The sequence below is a fragment of the Microbacterium sp. NPDC060117 genome, assembly GCF_042729315.1.
Taxonomy (GTDB): domain Bacteria; phylum Actinomycetota; class Actinomycetes; order Actinomycetales; family Microbacteriaceae; genus Microbacterium.
In genome coordinates this window covers 637,761-655,663 of record NZ_JBHWXR010000004.1, presented here as the reverse complement: position 1 = coordinate 655,663, position 17,903 = coordinate 637,761, and the positions used below count along the sequence as shown (strand labels likewise).

Sequence of the window (17,903 nt, the reverse complement as noted above, 5' to 3'; positions counted from 1 at the left end):
GACACTTTTGATTTGCGCTGAGTTGACAGCGCGCGAGGCGGTGACGTGATCGTCACCGCCTCGCGGGTGTGATCCCTCGGGCCGGTCAGCCCTTGGTGATCTCGTAGTACAGCGGAACCGAGTTCCACCCGAACTGGACGTTGTTCACGCCCTTGGCGAAGCCGCCGTTGACGTTCGAGTACCACAGCGGGACGGCGGGCAGGTCCTTGAAGAGGATCTCCTGAGCCTGCGCGTAGTCCTTCGTGGCCGCGGCCTGGTCGGTGGCCGAGGCGCCCTTGGCGATCAGCTTGTCGAAGTCGGGGTTCGAGTAGTCGCTGTCGTTCGACGAGGCCTTGGTGCCGTAGATCGGCTGCAGGAAGTTGTACTGCGCCGGGTAGTCGGCCTGCCAGCCGGTGCGGAACGCGGTCTTGATGGTGCGCGCGTTCACGTCCTTGCGGAGCGAGGCGAAGTCGACGTACGGGTTGCCGGAGGCGTCGATGCCGAGGTTGTTCTTCAGCTGGTTCGACACGGCGTCGACCCAGGCCTGGTGACCACCGTCGGAGTTGTACGCGATCTGGAAGGTGCCGCTCCACGGCGAGATCTTGTCGGCCTCGGCCCACAGCTCCTTCGCCTTCTTCGCGTCGAACTTCAGCACGTCCGCACCCTTGATGGAGTCGGACCAGCCCGCGATGACCGGCGAGGTGAAGTCGCTGGCCGGGGTGCGGGTGTTGTTGAAGATCGTCTTGGTGATCGCGGCGCGGTCGATGGCCATCGAGATGGCCTGCTTGCGCAGCGCACCCTCGTCGCCGGTGAAGTGCTCGGCGTTGCCCGGGATCGTGAACGACTGGAAGATCGCAGCCGGCTGGTTGACCGCACGGTCACCGAGGTCGGACTCGAACGTCTGCTGAGCGGAGGACGGGATCTGGTCGATCACGTCGATCTTGTTGCTGAGCAGGTCGGCGTACGCCGCGTCGGGGGTCGCCTCGAAGACGAACGTCACGCCGCCGTTCTTCGCCTGACGGCCACCCTTGTAGGAGTCGCTCTTGACGAGGTCGATCTCGACATTGTGCTGCCAGGCGCCGTCCTTGGCCAGCTTGTACGGGCCGTTGCCGATCGGGTTCTCGCCGGCCGTGGCCATGTCCTTGAGGGACGCGGCGGGCAGCGGGTAGTAGGCCGAGTAGCCGAGGCGCTGCGACCAGTCCGCGGCCACCGGGTTGGACAGCTTCACGGTGAACGTGTAGTCGTCGACCTTCTTCAGGCCGGTCAGGTCGGCGTCGGCGTCGGCGCTGAAGCCCTCGATGTCGGAGAACCAGGAGCTGTTCAGCTGCTTGTTCGAGAACTTGGCACCGTACTGCCAGGCGTTGATGAAGCTGTCGGCCGTGACCTTCTCGCCGTTGGAGAAGGTGTTGCCCTGCTTCACCTTGATCGTCAGGTCGGAGTCGTCGTCGACCTTGATCGACTCGGCCATGTCGTTGACGAGCTTGCCCTTGGCGTCGTAGTACGCGAGGCCCGCGAACAGGGAGTCGAGGATCTTGCCGCCGCCCACCTCGTTGGTGTTCGTCGGGATCAGCGGGTTCTCGGGCTCACTGCCGAGGGCCCGGATGACGGCCTTCGAGTCACCGCCGGCCGAGGCGGTGGCGTTGCCACTGCCGCTGTTGCTGGAGCAGCCGGCGAGGGCGAGTGCGCCCACCGCAAGCAGTCCGATGCCCGCGAGGGCGATCTTGTTGCGCTTCACGTTGTGTCCTCCTGTGGACAGTTGACAGCAATCTGCGCACTCGTCGTCGAGCGCTCAGGGATACCTGAGCCTAACCGCCCGTCCGCCGATCGCACGAATGCGTACCGTTAACCGTTACTTACTGGTGACCTGAACGACGAGGCGTCCTGGGAGCGGTTCCCAGGACGCCTCGTCGTTCTTCGGATCGCGCGGATCCCTACAGCGCGAACGCCTCCACCGGCGGGCAGGCGCACACCAAGTTGCGGTCTCCGTAGGCGTTGTCGATGCGGCGCACGGGCGGCCAGTACTTGCCCGCGATGAGCGCGTGCGTCGGGTACGCGGCCTGCTCACGGGTGTAGGCGTGATCCCACTCCCCCATCAGCAGGGCCGCCGCCGTGTGCGGCGCGTGCACGAGCGGGTTGTCGTCTCGCGGCCAGACGCCTGCGGCGACCTCGTCGGCCTCCGCCTTGATCTGGATCATCGCCTCCACGAAGCGCTCGAGCTCGCCGAGATCCTCCGACTCCGTCGGCTCCACCATGAGCGTGCCCGCGACGGGGAACGACATGGTCGGGGCGTGGAAGCCGTAGTCGATGAGGCGCTTGGCCACGTCGTCGACCGTGATCCCGGTCGCCTCCTTGAGCGGACGCAGGTCGAGGATGCACTCGTGCGCCACCCGGCCCTGTTCGCCCGAGTACAGCACCGGGTAGTGATCGGCCAGGCGCGCGGCGACGTAGTTCGCCGCGAGCACGGCGGCCGCGGTCGCGTCGCGCAGGCCGTCGGCGCCCATCATCCGCACGTACGCCCACGAGATCGGCAGCACGCCGGCGGATCCGTAGGGCGCCGCGGAGACCGGGCCGCCCTCGAACACGTAGCCGCCCGCGTGCTCGGCACGCTGCGCCTGCGGGTGACCGGGCAGGTACGGCGCGAGGTGCGCCTTCGCCGCCACGGGGCCCACGCCGGGGCCGCCGCCGCCGTGCGGGATCGCGAACGTCTTGTGCAGGTTGAGGTGCGAGACGTCGCCGCCCAGGTCGCCGAACCGGGAGTAGCCGAGCAGCGCGTTGAGGTTCGCGCCGTCGATGTAGACCTGACCGCCGGCCGCGTGCACCGCAGCCGTGATGTCGAGCACGTCATGCTCGTACACGCCGTGCGTGGACGGGTAGGTGATCATGAGCGCCGCGATCTCGTCGGCGTGCTGTGCGATCTTCGCGCGCAGGTCGTCGAGGTCCACGTTGCCCAGCTCATCGGTCGCGACGACGACCACCTTCATGCCTGCGAGCACCGCGGACGCAGCGTTGGTGCCGTGCGCGGAGGACGGGATCAGGCACACGGTGCGGTGGTCGTCGCCGTTGGCGAGGTGGTAGCCGCGGATCGCGAGCAGGCCCGCGAGCTCGCCCTGGGAGCCGGCGTTCGGCTGCAGGGACACCGCGTCGTAACCGGTGACGTCCGCGAGCCATGCCTCGAGCTGGTCGATGAGCTCGAGCGAGCCCTGCACATCCGCCTCGGGGGCGAACGGGTGCAGCTGCGCGAACTCGGGCCACGTGATGGCCGCCATCTCGGTCGCCGCGTTGAGCTTCATCGTGCAGGATCCGAGCGGGATCATGCCCCGGTCGAGCGCGTAGTCGCGGTCGGCGAGGCTCTTCAGATACCGCATCATGGCGGTCTCGGATCGGTGCGCGTGGAACACTGGGTGCGTGAGGTACTCGTCCTGGCGGGCCAGGGCCGCCGGCACGCTGGTGACGGGGATGTAGGCGAACGAGCCCTCTCCCGCACCGAAGACCGTGGCCACGGCGAGGATGTCCTCGTAGGTCGTGGTCTCGTCGGTGGCGATGCTCACCGTGTCCGCGTCGACGGGGTTCAGCAGGATCCCCGCGTCGTGGGCGGCAGAGACGATCGCCTCGGCCCTTCCGGGAACCCTCACCGTGATCGTGTCGAAGTAGTCGGCATGCACGATCTCGGCGCCGGCCTTCTCCAGCTGCGTGGCGAGGAAGCGGGCCTTGGAGGCGACGCCGGAGGCGATCTCCTTCAGTCCCTCCGGACCGTGGTACACCGCGTACATCGCGGCCATGACGGCCAGCAGCACCTGGGCGGTGCAGATGTTCGAGGTGGCCTTCTCGCGGCGGATGTGCTGCTCGCGGGTCTGCAGCGCCAGGCGGTAGGCCGGGTGGCCGTCCGCGTCCTGAGAGACGCCGACCAGGCGCCCCGGGAGCTGGCGCTCCAGGCCGGACCGCACGGCCATGTAGCCGGCGTGCGGGCCGCCGAAGCCCATCGGCACGCCGAAGCGCTGCGTGGTGCCCACGGCGACGTCCGCGCCGAGCGAGCCCGGCGAGGCGATCAGGGTGAGCGCGAGCAGGTCGGCCCCGACGACGGCGAGGCCGCCGGCGAGGTGCGCCGCATCGATCACCGCGGACGGATCCCAGATCCGCCCCGAGGCGCCCGGATACTGCACGAACACCCCGAACAGCTCCTCGGGCAGGGTCTCCCCGCCGCCGAGGTCGCGCTCGACGAGCTCGATCCCGAGCGCCGCCGCACGCGTGGCCAGCAGCGCCTTGGTCTGCGGCAGAGCGTCGGCGTCGACCACGAACACGGACGACGGGGACTTGGATCCGCGCCGCGCGAGCAGCATGCCCTCGGCGACCGCGGAGGACTCGTCGAGCATCGACGCGTTCGCCGTGTCGAGACCCGTGAGGTCGGAGACCATGGTCTGGAAGTTGATCAGCGCCTCCAGGCGACCCTGCGAGATCTCCGGCTGATAGGGCGTGTACGCCGTGTACCAGGACGGGTTCTCCAGGACGTTGCGCTGGATCACGCTGGGCGTGAGGGTGCCGTAGTAGCCCAGACCGATCATGGGGCGGTTCACGGCGTTGCGATTCGCGAACGCGCGCAGCTCGGCGAGGGCTTCCGCCTCGCTCGCCGCGGCCGGCAGCACGCTGACGCGGTCGGCGGCCGAGCGGATCGAGGCCGGGACGGCCTCGCGCATGAGCGCATCGACGGGGCGCTCGTCGGCGCCGTAGGAGATGCCGATCGCGTCGAGCATCGCCCGCTGGGCGTCGGCGGTGGTGCCGATATGGCGGTCGAGGAACGCGGTCACTCTCAGCCCTCCGTGTGAGCGACGTAGGCGTCGCGGTCGAGGAGACCGTCGACGGCGCCCGCGGCGATGGAGACCTTGATCAGCCAGCCACCGTCGAACGGTGCGGAGTTGACCAGCGACGGGTCGTCGATCACGGCGTCGTTGATCTCGACGACGGTGCCGTCGACCGGCGCGTACAGCTCGGAGACCGACTTGGTCGACTCGGCCTCGCCGAAGACGTCGCCGCGGCTGAAGGAGGTGCCGACGGCGGGCAGCTCGACGAAGACGATGTCACCGAGGGCGTCCGCGGCGAAGTCCGTGATGCCGATGGTCGCGGAATCGCCGTCGACGGCGACCCACTCGTGCTCTTCGCTGTAGCTCAGGGTGTTGAGATCGGTCATTTCTTCCTCCGGTAGAAAGGCAGGGCGGTGACGGTCGCGGGGATCTTCGTCCCGCGGACGTCGAGGAACAGGGGGACGGAGCCGTCGGCGACGGCGGGATCGACGAAGGCCATGGCGATCGGGTGGCCGAGTGTGGGGCTCAGCGCGCCGCTGGTGATCTCGCCGATCACCGCGCCGTTCTCCGTCACCACCGCGTACTCGGCACGGCCGGCCCGGCGGCCCTCGGCGGCGAGGCCGATCAGCACGCGTGCGCCCTCGGCCGGCGTGACCTCGCCCTTGCCGACGAAGTCGTCCTTGTCCTCGACGACCACGCGGCCCAGGCCCGACTGCGCGGGCTTGGTCTCGCGGTTGAGCTCGTGGCCGTACAGCGGCATGCCCGCCTCGAGGCGCAGCGTGTCGCGCGCGGCGAGACCGGCGGGGACGAGGCCGTGGTCGGCGCCCGCGGCGAGCGCGGCGTCCCACAGCACGGCGGCGTCCTCGGCGGCGACGAGCAGTTCGAAGCCGTCCTCGCCGGTGTAGCCGGTGCGCGCCAGCAGCAGCGGCTTGCCGTTGTAGGTGGCGGAGGCCCAGGCGTAGTACTTCTGCTCCGACCACGGGATCGAGACGTCCGCGATGCCGTCGACCGCGGCGACGATCGCCTCGGCGTTCGGGCCCTGCACGGCGATGAGCGCGTAGGAGTCGGAGACGTCCTCCACGACGACCTCGCGACCCGTGGTGCGGGCCAGCAGCGCCTCGCGCACGGCGTCGCGGTTGCCCGCGTTGCTGATGATGAGGAAGTCGTCGTCGCCCAGTCGGTAGACGATCACGTCGTCGATGATCCCGCCGTCCTCGGCCAGCAGCAGCGAGTACTTCGCCTTGCCGACAGCGAGGGCGGAGAGCCGGCCGGCGAGCGCGTAGTCGAGATACGCCGCCGCACCGGTGCCGATGATCGTGAACTCCGCCATGTGCGAGATGTCGAAGATGCCCGCGCTCTCGCGCACCGCGTGGTGCTCAGCGAGGTCGGACGTGTAGCGGACCGGCATCTGCCAGCCGCCGAAGTCGGTGAAGGAGGCTCCGAGCGCCTCGTGACGCTCTCGGAGCGGGGTGTAGCGGGCCTGTGAAGGTGGAGATTGTGTCATGGAGCTCTCCCGTGCGGATCGGTGAGGATCCGCACGGCGCGCGGATCCGAGAACTCCCCCTCTGTCATGAGCCTGAGAGCTTCGCCCGCGCGCGTGCGCAAGGGCTTTCACCGTCGGCGGATCTCTCACGCGAGTGGTGGGGATCCGCGAGGATCCTCTCACCAGGGTTTCGGCTCGGGCGCCTTCGGCGTCCTCGCTCAACCCGATTTCTCGCTTCGCTTGAAATCGCTTTTCAGAGCGGCCGGGTCTGCGCGGTGCGGTTACCTGAGAGATTGGCGGGGAGGCTTGCTCCTTCGGTGTCCGGCTGCGATCACCGGACTCTCCCGCGCGGACCATGCGGCCACGTGTTCAGTTGATGCCCCCAGCATAGCGGCACGGTCTGCGCGGGCGCAGGGGCCGGCACGGGCTGTCGTCGCTCGAACCGGAGTCCTCACCCTAGGCTCTTGGTGTGACCGAGGCGAGGACAGAGGACGACGCGATCCGCGTCGCCGTGTCGGCCGTCATCTTCTCCCTGCGCGCCTCGGACGACGGCGACCGGCTCATGCTGCCGCTCGTCCGGCGCACCCGGGAGCCGTACCGCGGCCTGTGGGCGCTGCCGGGCGGCTGGCTGGGCGTCGACGAAGACCTGGATGCGGCGGCGGCGCACACCCTGGCCGACACGACCGGACTCACACCGAGCTACCTCGAGCAGCTGTACACGTTCGGCGACGTCGATCGCTCGCCGAACCGGACGATCTCAGTGGTCTACTGGGCTCTGCTCCGCTCGGATCTCGTCGACGCCCAGCGCTCGGCGGCCGGGGCGCCGGAGAACGTCGAGTGGCTGGACGTGGACGCGATCCCCCCGCTCGCCTTCGATCACAACCGCATCGCCGCGTACGCACTGGACCGGCTGCGCAACAAGGTCGGCTACAGCCGGATCGCGGCGGGGCTCCTGCCGGATGAGTTCACCCTCGCGGAGCTGCGCGAGGTCTACGAGACCGTGCTCGGGCGGCGCCTGGACCCCTCGAACTTCCGCCGCCTGCTCGAGGGCTCCGGCGAGCTGGTCCCGACCGAGTCGTTCCGCACCGGGAACCACCGGCCCGCGCGCCTGTACCGCTACTGCTCCGAGAGCTGAGCCCTCCCGCGCGATGGACTCCCGCGACACTCCCCCCGCCCCGCTTGCACTTCTGGTCAGTTCGACTTAATGTGCACTCAGTGACACTAAATGTCGATTCGACCAGAAGGCGGCGCGCCATGTCCTCCTCCCCCCTCCTCGATCCCTCCGTCGATCACGCGCTCCGGCTGATCGTGACCGGCGCATCCACTGAGGAGACCTGCACCACCGATCTCGCTGCGGGTCCGTGGAACTTCGACACGATCCCCGGGTACGGGCCTGGCTCGTCGATGGGCGACGTGATCCCAACCGGCGCGCCGCGACAGGGCGAACTGCCCGCCGCGTATCGCGAAGCCGGCGAGGACGAGCTGCACGAGCGGATCCGAGCCGCCAAGGCGACCCTCGGCGAGCGCGTCGTGGTGCTCGGGCACTTCTATCAGCGCGAGGAGGTCGTGCAGCACGCCGACCACGTCGGGGACTCGTTCCAGCTCGCGGGCTTCGCGAAGCAGCACCCCGACGCGGAGGCGATCGTCTTCTGCGGCGTGCACTTCATGGCCGAGACCGCCGATCTGCTCTCCGGACCCGACCAGGCCGTGATCCTGCCGAACCTCGCCGCCGGGTGCTCGATGGCGGACATGGCCGACATCGACCAGGTCGAGGACTGCTGGGAGCAGCTCGCGGATGTTCTCGGCCCGCTGGACCAGCCCGACGCCGACGGCCTCGTGCCGGTGATCCCCGTCACCTACATGAACTCCTCCGCGGCGATCAAGGGTTTCGTAGGGCGCCACGGCGGCATCGTGTGCACCTCGTCGAACGCCCGCACCGTGCTCGAGTGGGCGTTCGCGCGCGGGCGGCGGGTGCTGTTCTTCCCGGACCAGCACCTGGGCCGCAACACGGCGAAGGCGATGGGCGTGCCGCTGGAGCAGATGCCGATGTGGAATCCGCGCCGCCCGCTCGGCGGATCCTCCGCGGAGGAGCTGCAGGACTCCCGCGTCATCCTCTGGCACGGCTTCTGCTCAGTGCACCGTCGTTTCACCGTCGCCCAGATCGACCAGGCCCGCGCCGAGCATCCGGGCGTGCGCGTGATCGTGCACCCGGAGTGCCCGATGGAGGTCGTGGACGCCGCCGACGAGGCCGGGTCCACCGACTACATCCGCAAGGCCATCGACGCGGCGACCGAGCCCACCACCTTCGCGATCGGCACCGAGATCAATCTCGTCCGCCGGCTCGCGGCGCAGTATCCGCAGCACGAGATCTTCTGCCTGGATCCGGTCGTCTGCCCCTGTTCCACGATGTACCGGATCCACCCCGGCTATCTGGCCTGGGTGCTCGAGGAGCTCGTTGCCGGGCGCACGCCGAACCGCATCACCGTGCCGGCGGACGTGGCCGACCCGGCGCGCGTCGCGCTCGAGCGCATGCTGGCCGCACGCCCTCCGGTGGCGGTGGCCTGATGCGCACCCCCGGCGAGCACCGCGCCCCCGGCGCTCTGCGCATCCTCGTGATCGGCGGCGGGATCGCGGGGCTCACCGCAGCGCTGCACGCGCACGAGGCCGGCCATCGTGTCGAGGTCGTGGTCAAGGACGCTCTCGGCGACGGTGCGACCGCGCTGGCCCAGGGCGGGATCGCCGGGGTCTACGGCACGGACGCCGACGGCGTGGCCGACTCCCCCGCCGCGCACGCCGCGGACACGCTCACCGCCGGGGCCGGACTCTCGGACCCCGCGGTCGTGGACGTGCTCGTCGGAGAAGCGCCCGCACGGATCGCCGAGCTGATCGCCCGCGGGGTGCCCTTCGATCGGGACCCCCAGGGGCGGCTGCTGCGCGGCCTCGAAGCGGCCCACTCCGCCGCGCGGATCGCACACGCCGGCGGCGACGCCACGGGAGCGGCCATCTCCGCCGCCCTCGTCCGCGCCGTGCAGGAGGCGGGGATCGCCGTGCGCGAGCATGCGATGCTGATCGATCTGGTCGTCTCGGACGGGGTGGTGCACGGAGCCCGACTGCTCACGGCGGGGCGGATCGCGGAGGTCGGCGCGGACGCCGTGGTCCTCGCGACGGGTGGCGCCGGGCGGCTGTTCCGGCACACCACCGCGCCGGCCGTCTGCACGGGCGACGGGATCGCCGCGGCGCTGCGGGCCGGCGCCGCGGTCGAGGATCTGGAGTTCGTGCAGTTCCACCCCACGATCCTGGCCGCCCCCGGGCCCGCGTTCCTGATCTCCGAGGCGGTGCGCGGAGAAGGCGCGACGCTCATCGACGACGAGGGCCGGCGCTTCGCCTTCGACGCGCACCCCGACGGTGAGCTCGCGCCGCGCGACGTCGTGACACGCGCCGTCGTCCGCCGCGCGCAGGAACAGGGCGGCCCCGTGCGGCTCGACGCCACGGGGCTCTGCGACCGAGAGGGCTGGAGCGCGGAGCGCCTCGCCCGGCGCTTCCCCACGATCGATCGGGTGACGCGGGAGCGCGGCTTCGACTGGACCAGCGAACCCCTCCCGGTCACCCCGGCCGCGCACTATCTGATGGGCGGCGTGGTCACCGACGCCGACGGCCGCACCACCCTGCCCGGCCTCTACGCCGTCGGCGAGACCGCGCGCACGGGCGTGCACGGTGCGAATCGCCTCGCCTCGAACTCCCTGCTCGAGGGGGCGGTGTTCGGCGCGCGGGCTGCGGCGGCGCTGGACACCCCGTGGTCCGGCCCCGTCACCGACGCCCGCGGATGGGCCGGCCAGGTCGACGTCCGCGATCGGGACGTGGCATCGGATCCGTTCTCCCGGCCCGCCCTGCAGGAGCTCATGTGGGACCTGGTGGGCCCGCTGCGCACCCTCGACGGCCTCGAGGAGGCGCTGACGACGGTCCGTTCCTGGAGCGCGCCGGAGGCCCTCACCCGCACCGCCGTCGAAGATCGCAACCTGCTCCAGGTCGCGGAGGCCATGATCGCCGCCGCGCTCGCCCGCCCGGTCTCGATCGGCGCCCACCACCTCGAACCGTCGCCCGCCCTGATCGGAGTCTGATGCTCACCCCCGCCCTCCTCACCCGCGTCGTCGGAGCAGCTCTCGAAGAGGACGCCCCCTGGGGCGACCTCACGAGCACCGCCCTGCTGCCCGCCGACGCGACGGCGACCGCCGACCTCGTCGCGCGCGAGTCCGGAGTGCTCGCCGGCGGCGAGGTGTTCGCCGCCGCCTTCACCCTCACGGATCCGGCCACGGTCGTCGACCTCCATGTCGCGGACGGCGACGCCTTCGAGGCCGGAGACGTGTTGGCGACAGTGACCGGCTCCGCGCGCAGCCTGCTCACGGCCGAGCGCGTGGCGCTGAACTTCGCGCAGCGACTGAGCGGCATCGCGACCCTCACCGCCGCCTACGTCGGCGCCGTCGACGGCGCCGGTCCCGACGGCAAGCAGGTGCGCATCGCCGACACCCGCAAGACGACGCCCGGCCTGCGCGCCTTCGAGCGGCACGCCGTCCTCGCGGGCGGCGGACGCAACCACCGGTTCTCGCTGTCCGACGCGGTGATGGCCAAGGACAACCACCTCGCCGTGCTGACCCGCGGCGGACGCGACGTCGCGACGGCCCTGCGTGAGGCAATCGCGACCCTGCCGCACACCACGCACGTCGTGGTGGAGGTGGATCGGCTCGACCAGATCCCCGCGGTGCTCGACGGCGGCGCCCACACGGTGCTGCTGGACAACTTCTCCCTGGAGGACCTGCGCACGGGCGTCGCCCTGATCGGCGGACGCGCGACGGCGGAGGCCTCGGGCGGCGTGAGCCTCGACACCGTGCGGGCGATCGCAGGCACCGGGGTCGACGTCATCTCGGTGGGCGCGCTCACCCACTCCGCGCGGGCGCTGGATCTCGGGCTCGACGTGCGGATCGACTGAGCATGTCCGTCCCGCTCTACCTCGACCATGCGGCGACCTCGCCGATCCGGCCCGAGGTGCTCGAGGCGATGGCGCCGTTCCTCACCCGCACGTTCGGCAACCCGTCCAGTCATCACACCGTGGGCGAGGCGGCGAGCGCTGCGCTCGAGGACGCCCGCGCGCGAGTGGCCCGCGTGCTGGGGATGCGCGCCGGCGATGTCGTCTTCACCGCAGGGGGCACCGAGGCCAACAACCTCGCGGTCAAGGGCATCGCGCTGGCCGCGCTTGCCCGGGGCGGGCGGCACGTGGTCACGACGCCGATCGAGCACGAGTCGATCCTGGAGTCGGTCGGGTATCTCGAGCGGTTCCACGGTGTGACGTCGACCCGGGTCCCGGTCGACGACGCCGGACGGGTGGATCCGGCAGCCGTGGCCGTTGCGATCCGGGATGACACCGCTCTGATCGCGGTGGGGCACGCGAACAACGAGATCGGCACGATCCAGGACGTCGCGGGCATCGCCGCGGTCGCCTCCGCCCACGGCATCCCGCTGCACCTGGACGCGGTGCAGTCCGCGGGATGGCTGGCGCTGTCGGACCTCGGCGCGGATGCGATCGCGCTCGCCGGGCACAAGCTCGGCGCGCCCAAGGGCATCGGCGCGCTCGCAGTGCGCGGACGTGTGCCGCTCGAGCCCCTCCTGCACGGGGGCGGGCAGGAGCGCGGCCGCCGCTCCGGCACCGAGAACGTCGCGGGCGCCGTCGGACTCGCGGCCGCGCTGGAGCGGGCCGAGGGCGAGCGCGCCGAGGCCGCCGCCCGCGTCGGGGCGCAGTGCGCCCGGTTCATCGCCGGAGTCCTCGCGGCGCTGCGGTCGGCGCGTCTCACCGGGGATCCGGTGCACCGGCTGCCCGGCACGGCGAGCTTCGCCTTCGCGGACGTCTCCGGCGAGGCGGTGCTGCTCGAGCTGGAGCGGCGCGGCGTGGTGTCGTCCAGCGGTTCGGCGTGCGCCGCGGGCAGTGACGAGCCCTCGCACGTACTGCTGGCCTGCGGCATCGCCCCCGTGATCGCACAGACCGCGGTGCGCTTCACGCTCGGCCGCGCGGGGTTGCCGGACGAAGGCCCCGAACGGCTCGCGGCACTGGTCGCCGACGCCGTGGCCGCCGTGCGCTCCTAGACTGGCGAGGTGCCCGCTCCGCTCGTGACCGTGATCGTGCCCGGTCGCGACATCGCCGAATTCGCTCCTGCCGCCCTCGACTCGCTGCGCGCGCAGACGGAGACGTCCTGGCGGGCGATCCTCGTCGATGACGGGTCCCGCGATGACACCGGCCGGATCTTCGACGCCGCCGCGGATGCGGATCCGCGCTTCACGGTCCTGCGTCACGCGGAGGCCCGCGGACTCGGCGGCGCTCGCAATGCCGCGCTCGAGCTCGTCGACACCGAGTACCTCGGCTTCCTCGACGGCGACGACGAGCTGACGCCGACCGCGCTGGAGCGGATGACCCGCACGCTCGCCGCGACCGGGAGCGACTTCGTGGCGGGCGCCTACGTGCGCTCCCGCTGGGACGGCAAGACCTACGCGCCGGGCCGTGTGCAGCCCTGGGTCGCTGCAGCGACGGACCCGCAGCGTCTGCGCACCACGATCTTCGCGCACCCTGCGGCGTCGGCGAACATCGTGGCGTGGTCGAAACTGAGCCGCACCGCGTTCTGGCACGACCTCCGCTTCCCGGAAGGCGTCGCCTACGAGGATCAGGTGGTGGCGCAGCGCATGTACACATCGGCGCGCGCCTTCGACGTCATCCCCGACGTGGTGGTGCGCTGGCGACTGCGGGAGAACGGATCCTCCATCACGCAGGGCAAGCACCGGCTCCGCGTTCTGCGCGACTACCTCGCAGCGCTCCGCGGAGGCATCGATGAGCTGCAACGGGCGGGCGCGCATGCCGCCGTCGTCGCTAGGCTCGACCTCATCCTCGCGATGGATCTGCCGCCGCTCCAGGAGATCGCCGGCACCCACGCCGACTCCGCGTATCCCGCGGCGGTGCGAGCGTTCGTGCAAGACCTCGAGGCACTCCCCGAGTTCGCCGACGCCCGCGTGGACCCCACTCTCGTCGCCGCGCTGCGCTGGTAGCAGCCCGCACTGCCCGGACGGCCGGCGCCCCCGTGCGCATCGCTCCGTCCAGAATCAGGACCATCATGAACGCCTACCTCTCCGACCTCTTCTCGCTCGACGGCCGCACCGCGGTCGTCACCGGAGGCAGCTCGGGCATCGGCCGCGGCATCGCGACCGCGCTCGCCCGTGCGGGCGCCGCCACCGTGGTCGTCGCCCGCGGAGCCGATCGGATCGACGAGACGGTGCGCGAGCTCGCCGCGGCCGGCTGCCGCGTCGCTGGCGTCGTCGGCGACCTCGGCACCCGCGAGGGCATCCTGGCGACGGCGGACGCGGCGGCGCGCCCGTTCGGCGAGCCGGACATCCTGGTGAACTCGGCCGGCATCAACATCCGGCCCGCCTTCGCCGACATCACCGAGGCGGACTGGGACGCCACGATGACCGTGAACGCGCTCGCCCCGTTCCTGCTCGGTCAGCGCTATGCGGTGGGCATGGCCGAGCGCGGCTACGGCCGCCTCATCCACATCAGCTCGCAGCAGGCGCACCGTGCGTTCGTCGGCAGCGGCGTCTACGGCGTCTCGAAGGGTGCGGTCGAGTCGCTGATGCGGTCGGAGGCGGAGGCCTGGGGCGGGACCGGCGTCACCAGCAACACCCTCGTGCCGGGGTTCGTGCTGACGCCGCTCAACGCCCGCCTTCAGGAGGATCCGGTGCAGATCGCCGCGCTCGCCGCGCGCACCATGATCGGCCGCAACGGGCTGCCCTCCGACTTCGCCGGCGCGGCCGTGTTCCTCGCCGGAGCCGGATCCTCGTACGTCACGGGCCACTCGCTCTTCGTGGACGGCGGGCTGAGCGCGCACTGAGCGCGACCGCCGCGCGCGCGACCGCCGGCCGGACCCGCCCAGCGGCGGTCAGGCCGAGCGGACGTCGTCGTCGATCCTCGCCGCGGCCACCTGCTGCGCGGCGAGGTCGGCGTACAGCCCGCCCTGCGCGAGCAGCTCGGAGTGGGTGCCCGATTCGACGATCCGCCCCTCCTGCACGACGTGGATGACGTCCGCGCCGATCACCGTGGACAACCGGTGCGCGATAGTGAGGGTCGTGCGGCCCTTGGCAGCCTCGTCCAGCGCCTCCTGCACGACGCGCTCCGACACGGTGTCGAGGGCGGAGGTGGCCTCGTCCAGCAGCAGCACCGGCGGATCCTTGAGCAGCACCCGCGCGATCGCGATGCGCTGCTTCTCGCCGCCCGAGAGCCGATAGCCGCGCTCTCCCACCACGGTGTCGTAGCCGTCCTCGAAGCCGGCGATCACATGGTGGATATTGGCGGCGGTGCAGGCGGCCACGAGCTCCTCGTCGGTCGCATCGGGCTTGGCGTAGATCAGGTTCTCGCGGATCGTCGCATGGAACAGATACGTCTCCTGCGACACGATCCCGATCTCGTCGATGATCGACTCCTGCGTGAGGTCGCGCACGTCGGCGCCGTCGAAGAGGATCGCTCCCTCCGAGGCCTCGTAGAGCCGGGGCGCGAGATAGAGGATCGTCGTCTTGCCCGCCCCCGAGGGGCCGACGAAGGCGACATGCTGCCCCGGGTCGGCGGTGAACGAGATCCCCTGCAGGGTGTCCCGCGCGGCGGGCGACGCGTCCGGATAGCGGAACCGCACATCACGGAACTCGAGACGCCCGCGGGGGCCGGGCGCTGCGGATGCCGTCGTCGCATCCGGCGCGTCCTGGATCTGCGGCACCAGGTCGAGGTACTCGAAGATGCGCGCGAACAGAGCCTGCGAGGTCTGCACGTCGAGCGCGACGCGCATGAGCCCGATCAGCGGCATGAGCAGACGCGCCTGCACCGTCGTGAAGGCCACGATGGCGCCGGCGGTGATGGATCCCGTCCCGCCGGCGACGAGGAATCCGGCGACCAGGTAGATGATCGCCGGCACGCTGGACATCAGCACGGACACCACCGCGAAGAAGCCCTGGCCGCTCATCGCCGTGCGCACCTGCAGGCGGATCTGCGTGCGGTTCTGCGCCTGATACCGGGCCGACTCGGAGCGCTGCCGGTTGAACGACTTGGACAGCAGGATCCCCGACACGCTCAGCGTCTCCTGCGTGATGGCGGTGAGCTCCGAGAGCGACTCCTGCGTCTCCCCGGCGATCCGTGCGCGCACCTGTCCGACGCGCCGCTGCACGAGCACCAGGATCGGCATGACGCACACGGCGATGATGGTCAGCCGCCAGTCCAGCAGGATCATCGCCACGAGCGAGGCGATCACCGTGACGGTGTTCCCGAGGATGCTCGTGACCGTGCTCGTGAGCACTCCGGACACCCCGCCGACGTCGTTCTGCAGACGGGACTGGATGACACCCGTCTTGGTGCGGGTGAAGAAGCCCAGCTCCATCGCCTGCAGATGCTCGAAGAGGCGCACGCGCAGATCGCCCGTGACGCTGTTGCCGACCGTCGAGGTGAGCCAGGTCTGCACGACGCCGAGCCCGGAGGAGAGCAGGTACAGCCCGATCATCGAGACGACGAGCACCACCAGCAGTCCGAGCTGCGGCCCGCCGCCGCCGCGCGGGAACAGCGCGTCGTCGAAGACCTTCTGCACCAGCAGCGGCGGGATGACCCCGAGCGCGGCTCCGAGGACGACCAGCAGAACCGTCATCAGGATCCGGTTCCGGTACGGCCGGAACAGCGCCACCACGCGGCGCCCGAGGTTCGGGATGCGGGGCGCGTCCGCGTTCTGCCTGCGCTGAGCCGCCTCGTCCACGGGCCGCCCGCCGCGCGCGCCGCCCATCCTGGCCATCATGCTCATCCGCTCACCCCTGCCCGCCGTCGGTCACCTGCACCTTCGGCACCTCGCAAGCGTAGATCCCCGCGCCGACGCCGAGGCGCCGCTGCCGAGCGCGTCCGCTCAGGGCGCAACGCTGCCGAGAGCAGTATCGGGCGGCCGACGGGAATGGAATGTCCGACCCTGTGGTTACGCTGAAAGTCGCTCGCAGCTCCGCGCAGCTCATCCCCCTTTTTTCGCCCCCGCCGAGCCGGAGGAAAACACATGTCCGCCATCGAAACCGGATCCGTGCCGACCAGCACCGGATCCTCCCTCATCCCCCGCCGAGACATGGCGGTCATCTGGGTGCTCCTGGCCGCCGCCTTCGTCGCGATCCTCAACGAGACGACGATGAGCATGGCCATCCCGCACCTCATCGACGATCTGAGCATCACCCCGCTCGCCGCGCAGTGGGTGACCAGCGCGTTCATGCTGACCATGGCCGTGGTGATCCCGACGACCGGCTTCCTCCTGCAGCGCTTCACGACGCGGCAGATGTTCCTCGGCGCGCTCGCGCTGTTCTCGGCGGGAACGCTGATCGCCGCACTCGCGCCCGGCTTCACCGTGCTGCTCATCGCGCGTGTCGTGCAGGCCTCCGGCACCGCGATCATGATGCCGCTGCTCATGACCACGCTCATGAACCTGGTCCCCTCGGAGAGCCGCGGCCGGATGATGGGCCGGGTCAGCATCGTCATCTCGCTCGCGCCGGCGATCGGCCCCACGCTGTCGGGCTTCCTGCTGGACCACTTCAGCTGGCGAGCGATCTTCGTGGTCGTGCTGCCGATCGCCCTGGCCGCGATGTTCATCGGCTGGCGGTGGCTGACGAATGTCGGCGAACGCACCGACGCGCCGCTCGACGTGCTGTCGATCGTGCTGAGCGCCTTCGGCTTCGGCGGGCTCGTCTTCGGTCTCAGCCAGATCGGCGCCCTCGCGGGAGGCGGCGGATCCCCCGTTCCGCTGGTGATCGCACTGGTGGTGGGCGTGGTGGGCCTGGTGGCGTTCCTCTGGCGGCAGGTCATCCTGCAGCGCAAGGACGACGCCCTGCTCGACCTGCGGGTGTTCGCCTCGCGCGACTTCACCCTGTCGATGGTGCAGATGTTCCTGCTGTCGCTGGCGTTCTTCGGCACGCTCACGGTGATCCCGCTGTTCCTGCAGAAGGCGCTCGGCCTGGAGACCACCGAGGCGGGACTGGTGCTGCTTCCCGGCGCCCTCGCGATGGGACTGCTCGGACCGGTGATCGGACGCATCTACGACGCCCGCGGCACGAAGATCCTCCTGATCCCCGGCTCGATCCTCACCGCGGCCACGCTGTGGTTCTACACGACGCTCGCCACGAACACCTCGGTGTGGATCGTGCTGGTCGCGCAGACCCTGCTGTCGATCGGGCTCGCGCTCTCGTTCACGCCGCTGTTCACCGCGTCGTTGGCCTCGCTGACGCCGAAGTTCTACTCCTACGGCAGCGCGGTCATCGGCACCGTGCAGCAGGTCGCCGGCGCCACCGGCATCGCCGTGATGATCGCGGTGTTCACACTCATCGTGAACGCGAACGGCGGTACCGAGGTGCCCGACGCGGTCGCGGCGGGCTCGCGCAGCACGTTCGTGATCGGCGCGGTCATCGCGACGGTGACGATCCTGGGCGCCTTCATCATCCGCAAGCCCGAGGACCAGCCGCACGAGGCGGGAGCTCCGGAGGGCGCCGCCCCGGCGATGCACTGACCCGGCGCACGCTCGCATCCGAGTCGTCCCCCCTTGAGCACGATCGAGAGA

Annotated in this window: 13 protein-coding genes and 2 riboswitches; of the genes, 8 read left to right on the top strand and 5 right to left on the bottom strand. The window is 70.8% G+C overall.

The genetic code is table 11. From position 1 onward, the window contains the following. Positions 1 to 85: 85 nt before the first annotated feature. The 4 genes from ACFWCK_RS18695 to gcvT form a co-directional block, all read right to left on the bottom strand. Positions 86 to 1,714 carry an ABC transporter substrate-binding protein gene (locus ACFWCK_RS18695; RefSeq protein ID WP_233312009.1) on the bottom strand — a complete coding sequence of 543 codons (1,629 nt, stop codon included), beginning with the start codon at positions 1,712 to 1,714 and terminating at the stop codon, positions 86 to 88. A gap of 196 nt (positions 1,715 to 1,910) precedes the next feature. After that, a complete protein-coding gene (gene gcvP / locus ACFWCK_RS18690) occupies positions 1,911 to 4,727 on the bottom strand; it encodes an aminomethyl-transferring glycine dehydrogenase (RefSeq protein ID WP_378807398.1) in 2,817 nt (938 codons plus the stop codon). 56 nt (positions 4,728 to 4,783) lie between these two features. Next, positions 4,784 to 5,161, bottom strand: a complete 378-nt coding sequence (gene gcvH, locus ACFWCK_RS18685) for a glycine cleavage system protein GcvH (protein ID WP_233312012.1) — start codon at positions 5,159 to 5,161, stop codon at positions 4,784 to 4,786. Continuing rightward, the gene (gcvT, locus tag ACFWCK_RS18680) at positions 5,158 to 6,279 is read right to left on the bottom strand and encodes a glycine cleavage system aminomethyltransferase GcvT (RefSeq protein WP_378807287.1); all 1,122 of its coding nucleotides are present in this window, start codon (positions 6,277 to 6,279) and stop codon (positions 5,158 to 5,160) included. Before gcvT ends, gcvH begins: the two co-directional genes overlap by 4 nt. Before the next feature lie 51 nt (positions 6,280 to 6,330). After that, positions 6,331 to 6,454: riboswitch (glycine riboswitch) on the bottom strand. 67 nt (positions 6,455 to 6,521) lie between these two features. Beyond that, positions 6,522 to 6,615: riboswitch (glycine riboswitch) on the bottom strand. 112 nt (positions 6,616 to 6,727) lie between these two features. On the opposite strand from gcvT, the gene ACFWCK_RS18675 reads away from it, so the two are divergent. The 7 genes from ACFWCK_RS18675 (at position 6,728) to ACFWCK_RS18645 (ending at position 14,180) form a co-directional block, all read left to right on the top strand. Then, entirely contained in the window at positions 6,728 to 7,393 is a 666-nt protein-coding gene (locus tag ACFWCK_RS18675) for an NUDIX domain-containing protein (RefSeq protein WP_378807286.1), read from the top strand. 119 nt (positions 7,394 to 7,512) lie between these two features. Further along, on the top strand, positions 7,513 to 8,823 hold the full coding sequence (nadA, locus tag ACFWCK_RS18670) for a quinolinate synthase NadA (RefSeq protein ID WP_378807285.1): 1,311 nt from the start codon (positions 7,513 to 7,515) through the stop codon (positions 8,821 to 8,823). Beyond that, positions 8,823 to 10,376 carry an L-aspartate oxidase gene (gene nadB / locus ACFWCK_RS18665; RefSeq protein WP_378807284.1) on the top strand — a complete coding sequence of 518 codons (1,554 nt, stop codon included), beginning with the start codon at positions 8,823 to 8,825 and terminating at the stop codon, positions 10,374 to 10,376. The genes nadA and nadB overlap by 1 nt, the downstream gene beginning before the upstream one ends. After that, positions 10,376 to 11,242: a carboxylating nicotinate-nucleotide diphosphorylase gene (nadC, locus tag ACFWCK_RS18660; protein WP_233312019.1), complete on the top strand. Its 867-nt coding sequence runs from the start codon at positions 10,376 to 10,378 to the stop codon at positions 11,240 to 11,242. Before nadB ends, nadC begins: the two co-directional genes overlap by 1 nt. A 2-nt stretch (positions 11,243 to 11,244) precedes the next feature. Then, positions 11,245 to 12,390, top strand: a complete 1,146-nt coding sequence (locus ACFWCK_RS18655) for a cysteine desulfurase family protein (RefSeq protein WP_378807283.1) — start codon at positions 11,245 to 11,247, stop codon at positions 12,388 to 12,390. Between the two features lie 9 nt (positions 12,391 to 12,399). Then, positions 12,400 to 13,341, top strand: coding sequence for a glycosyltransferase family 2 protein (locus tag ACFWCK_RS18650; protein WP_378807282.1), 942 nt, complete (start codon positions 12,400 to 12,402; stop codon positions 13,339 to 13,341). 65 nt (positions 13,342 to 13,406) lie between these two features. Further along, on the top strand, positions 13,407 to 14,180 hold the full coding sequence (locus ACFWCK_RS18645; RefSeq protein WP_378807281.1) for an SDR family NAD(P)-dependent oxidoreductase: 774 nt from the start codon (positions 13,407 to 13,409) through the stop codon (positions 14,178 to 14,180). Positions 14,181 to 14,228: 48 nt separating this feature from the next. On the opposite strand, the gene ACFWCK_RS18640 is transcribed toward ACFWCK_RS18645, so the two are convergent. Then, positions 14,229 to 16,112: an ABC transporter ATP-binding protein gene (locus tag ACFWCK_RS18640; RefSeq protein WP_378807397.1), complete on the bottom strand. Its 1,884-nt coding sequence runs from the start codon at positions 16,110 to 16,112 to the stop codon at positions 14,229 to 14,231. Between the two features lie 249 nt (positions 16,113 to 16,361). Between ACFWCK_RS18640 and ACFWCK_RS18635 the strand changes: the two genes are divergently transcribed. Next, positions 16,362 to 17,852, top strand: coding sequence for an MDR family MFS transporter (locus tag ACFWCK_RS18635; RefSeq protein ID WP_233312027.1), 1,491 nt, complete (start codon positions 16,362 to 16,364; stop codon positions 17,850 to 17,852). Positions 17,853 to 17,903: the final 51 nt, after the last annotated feature.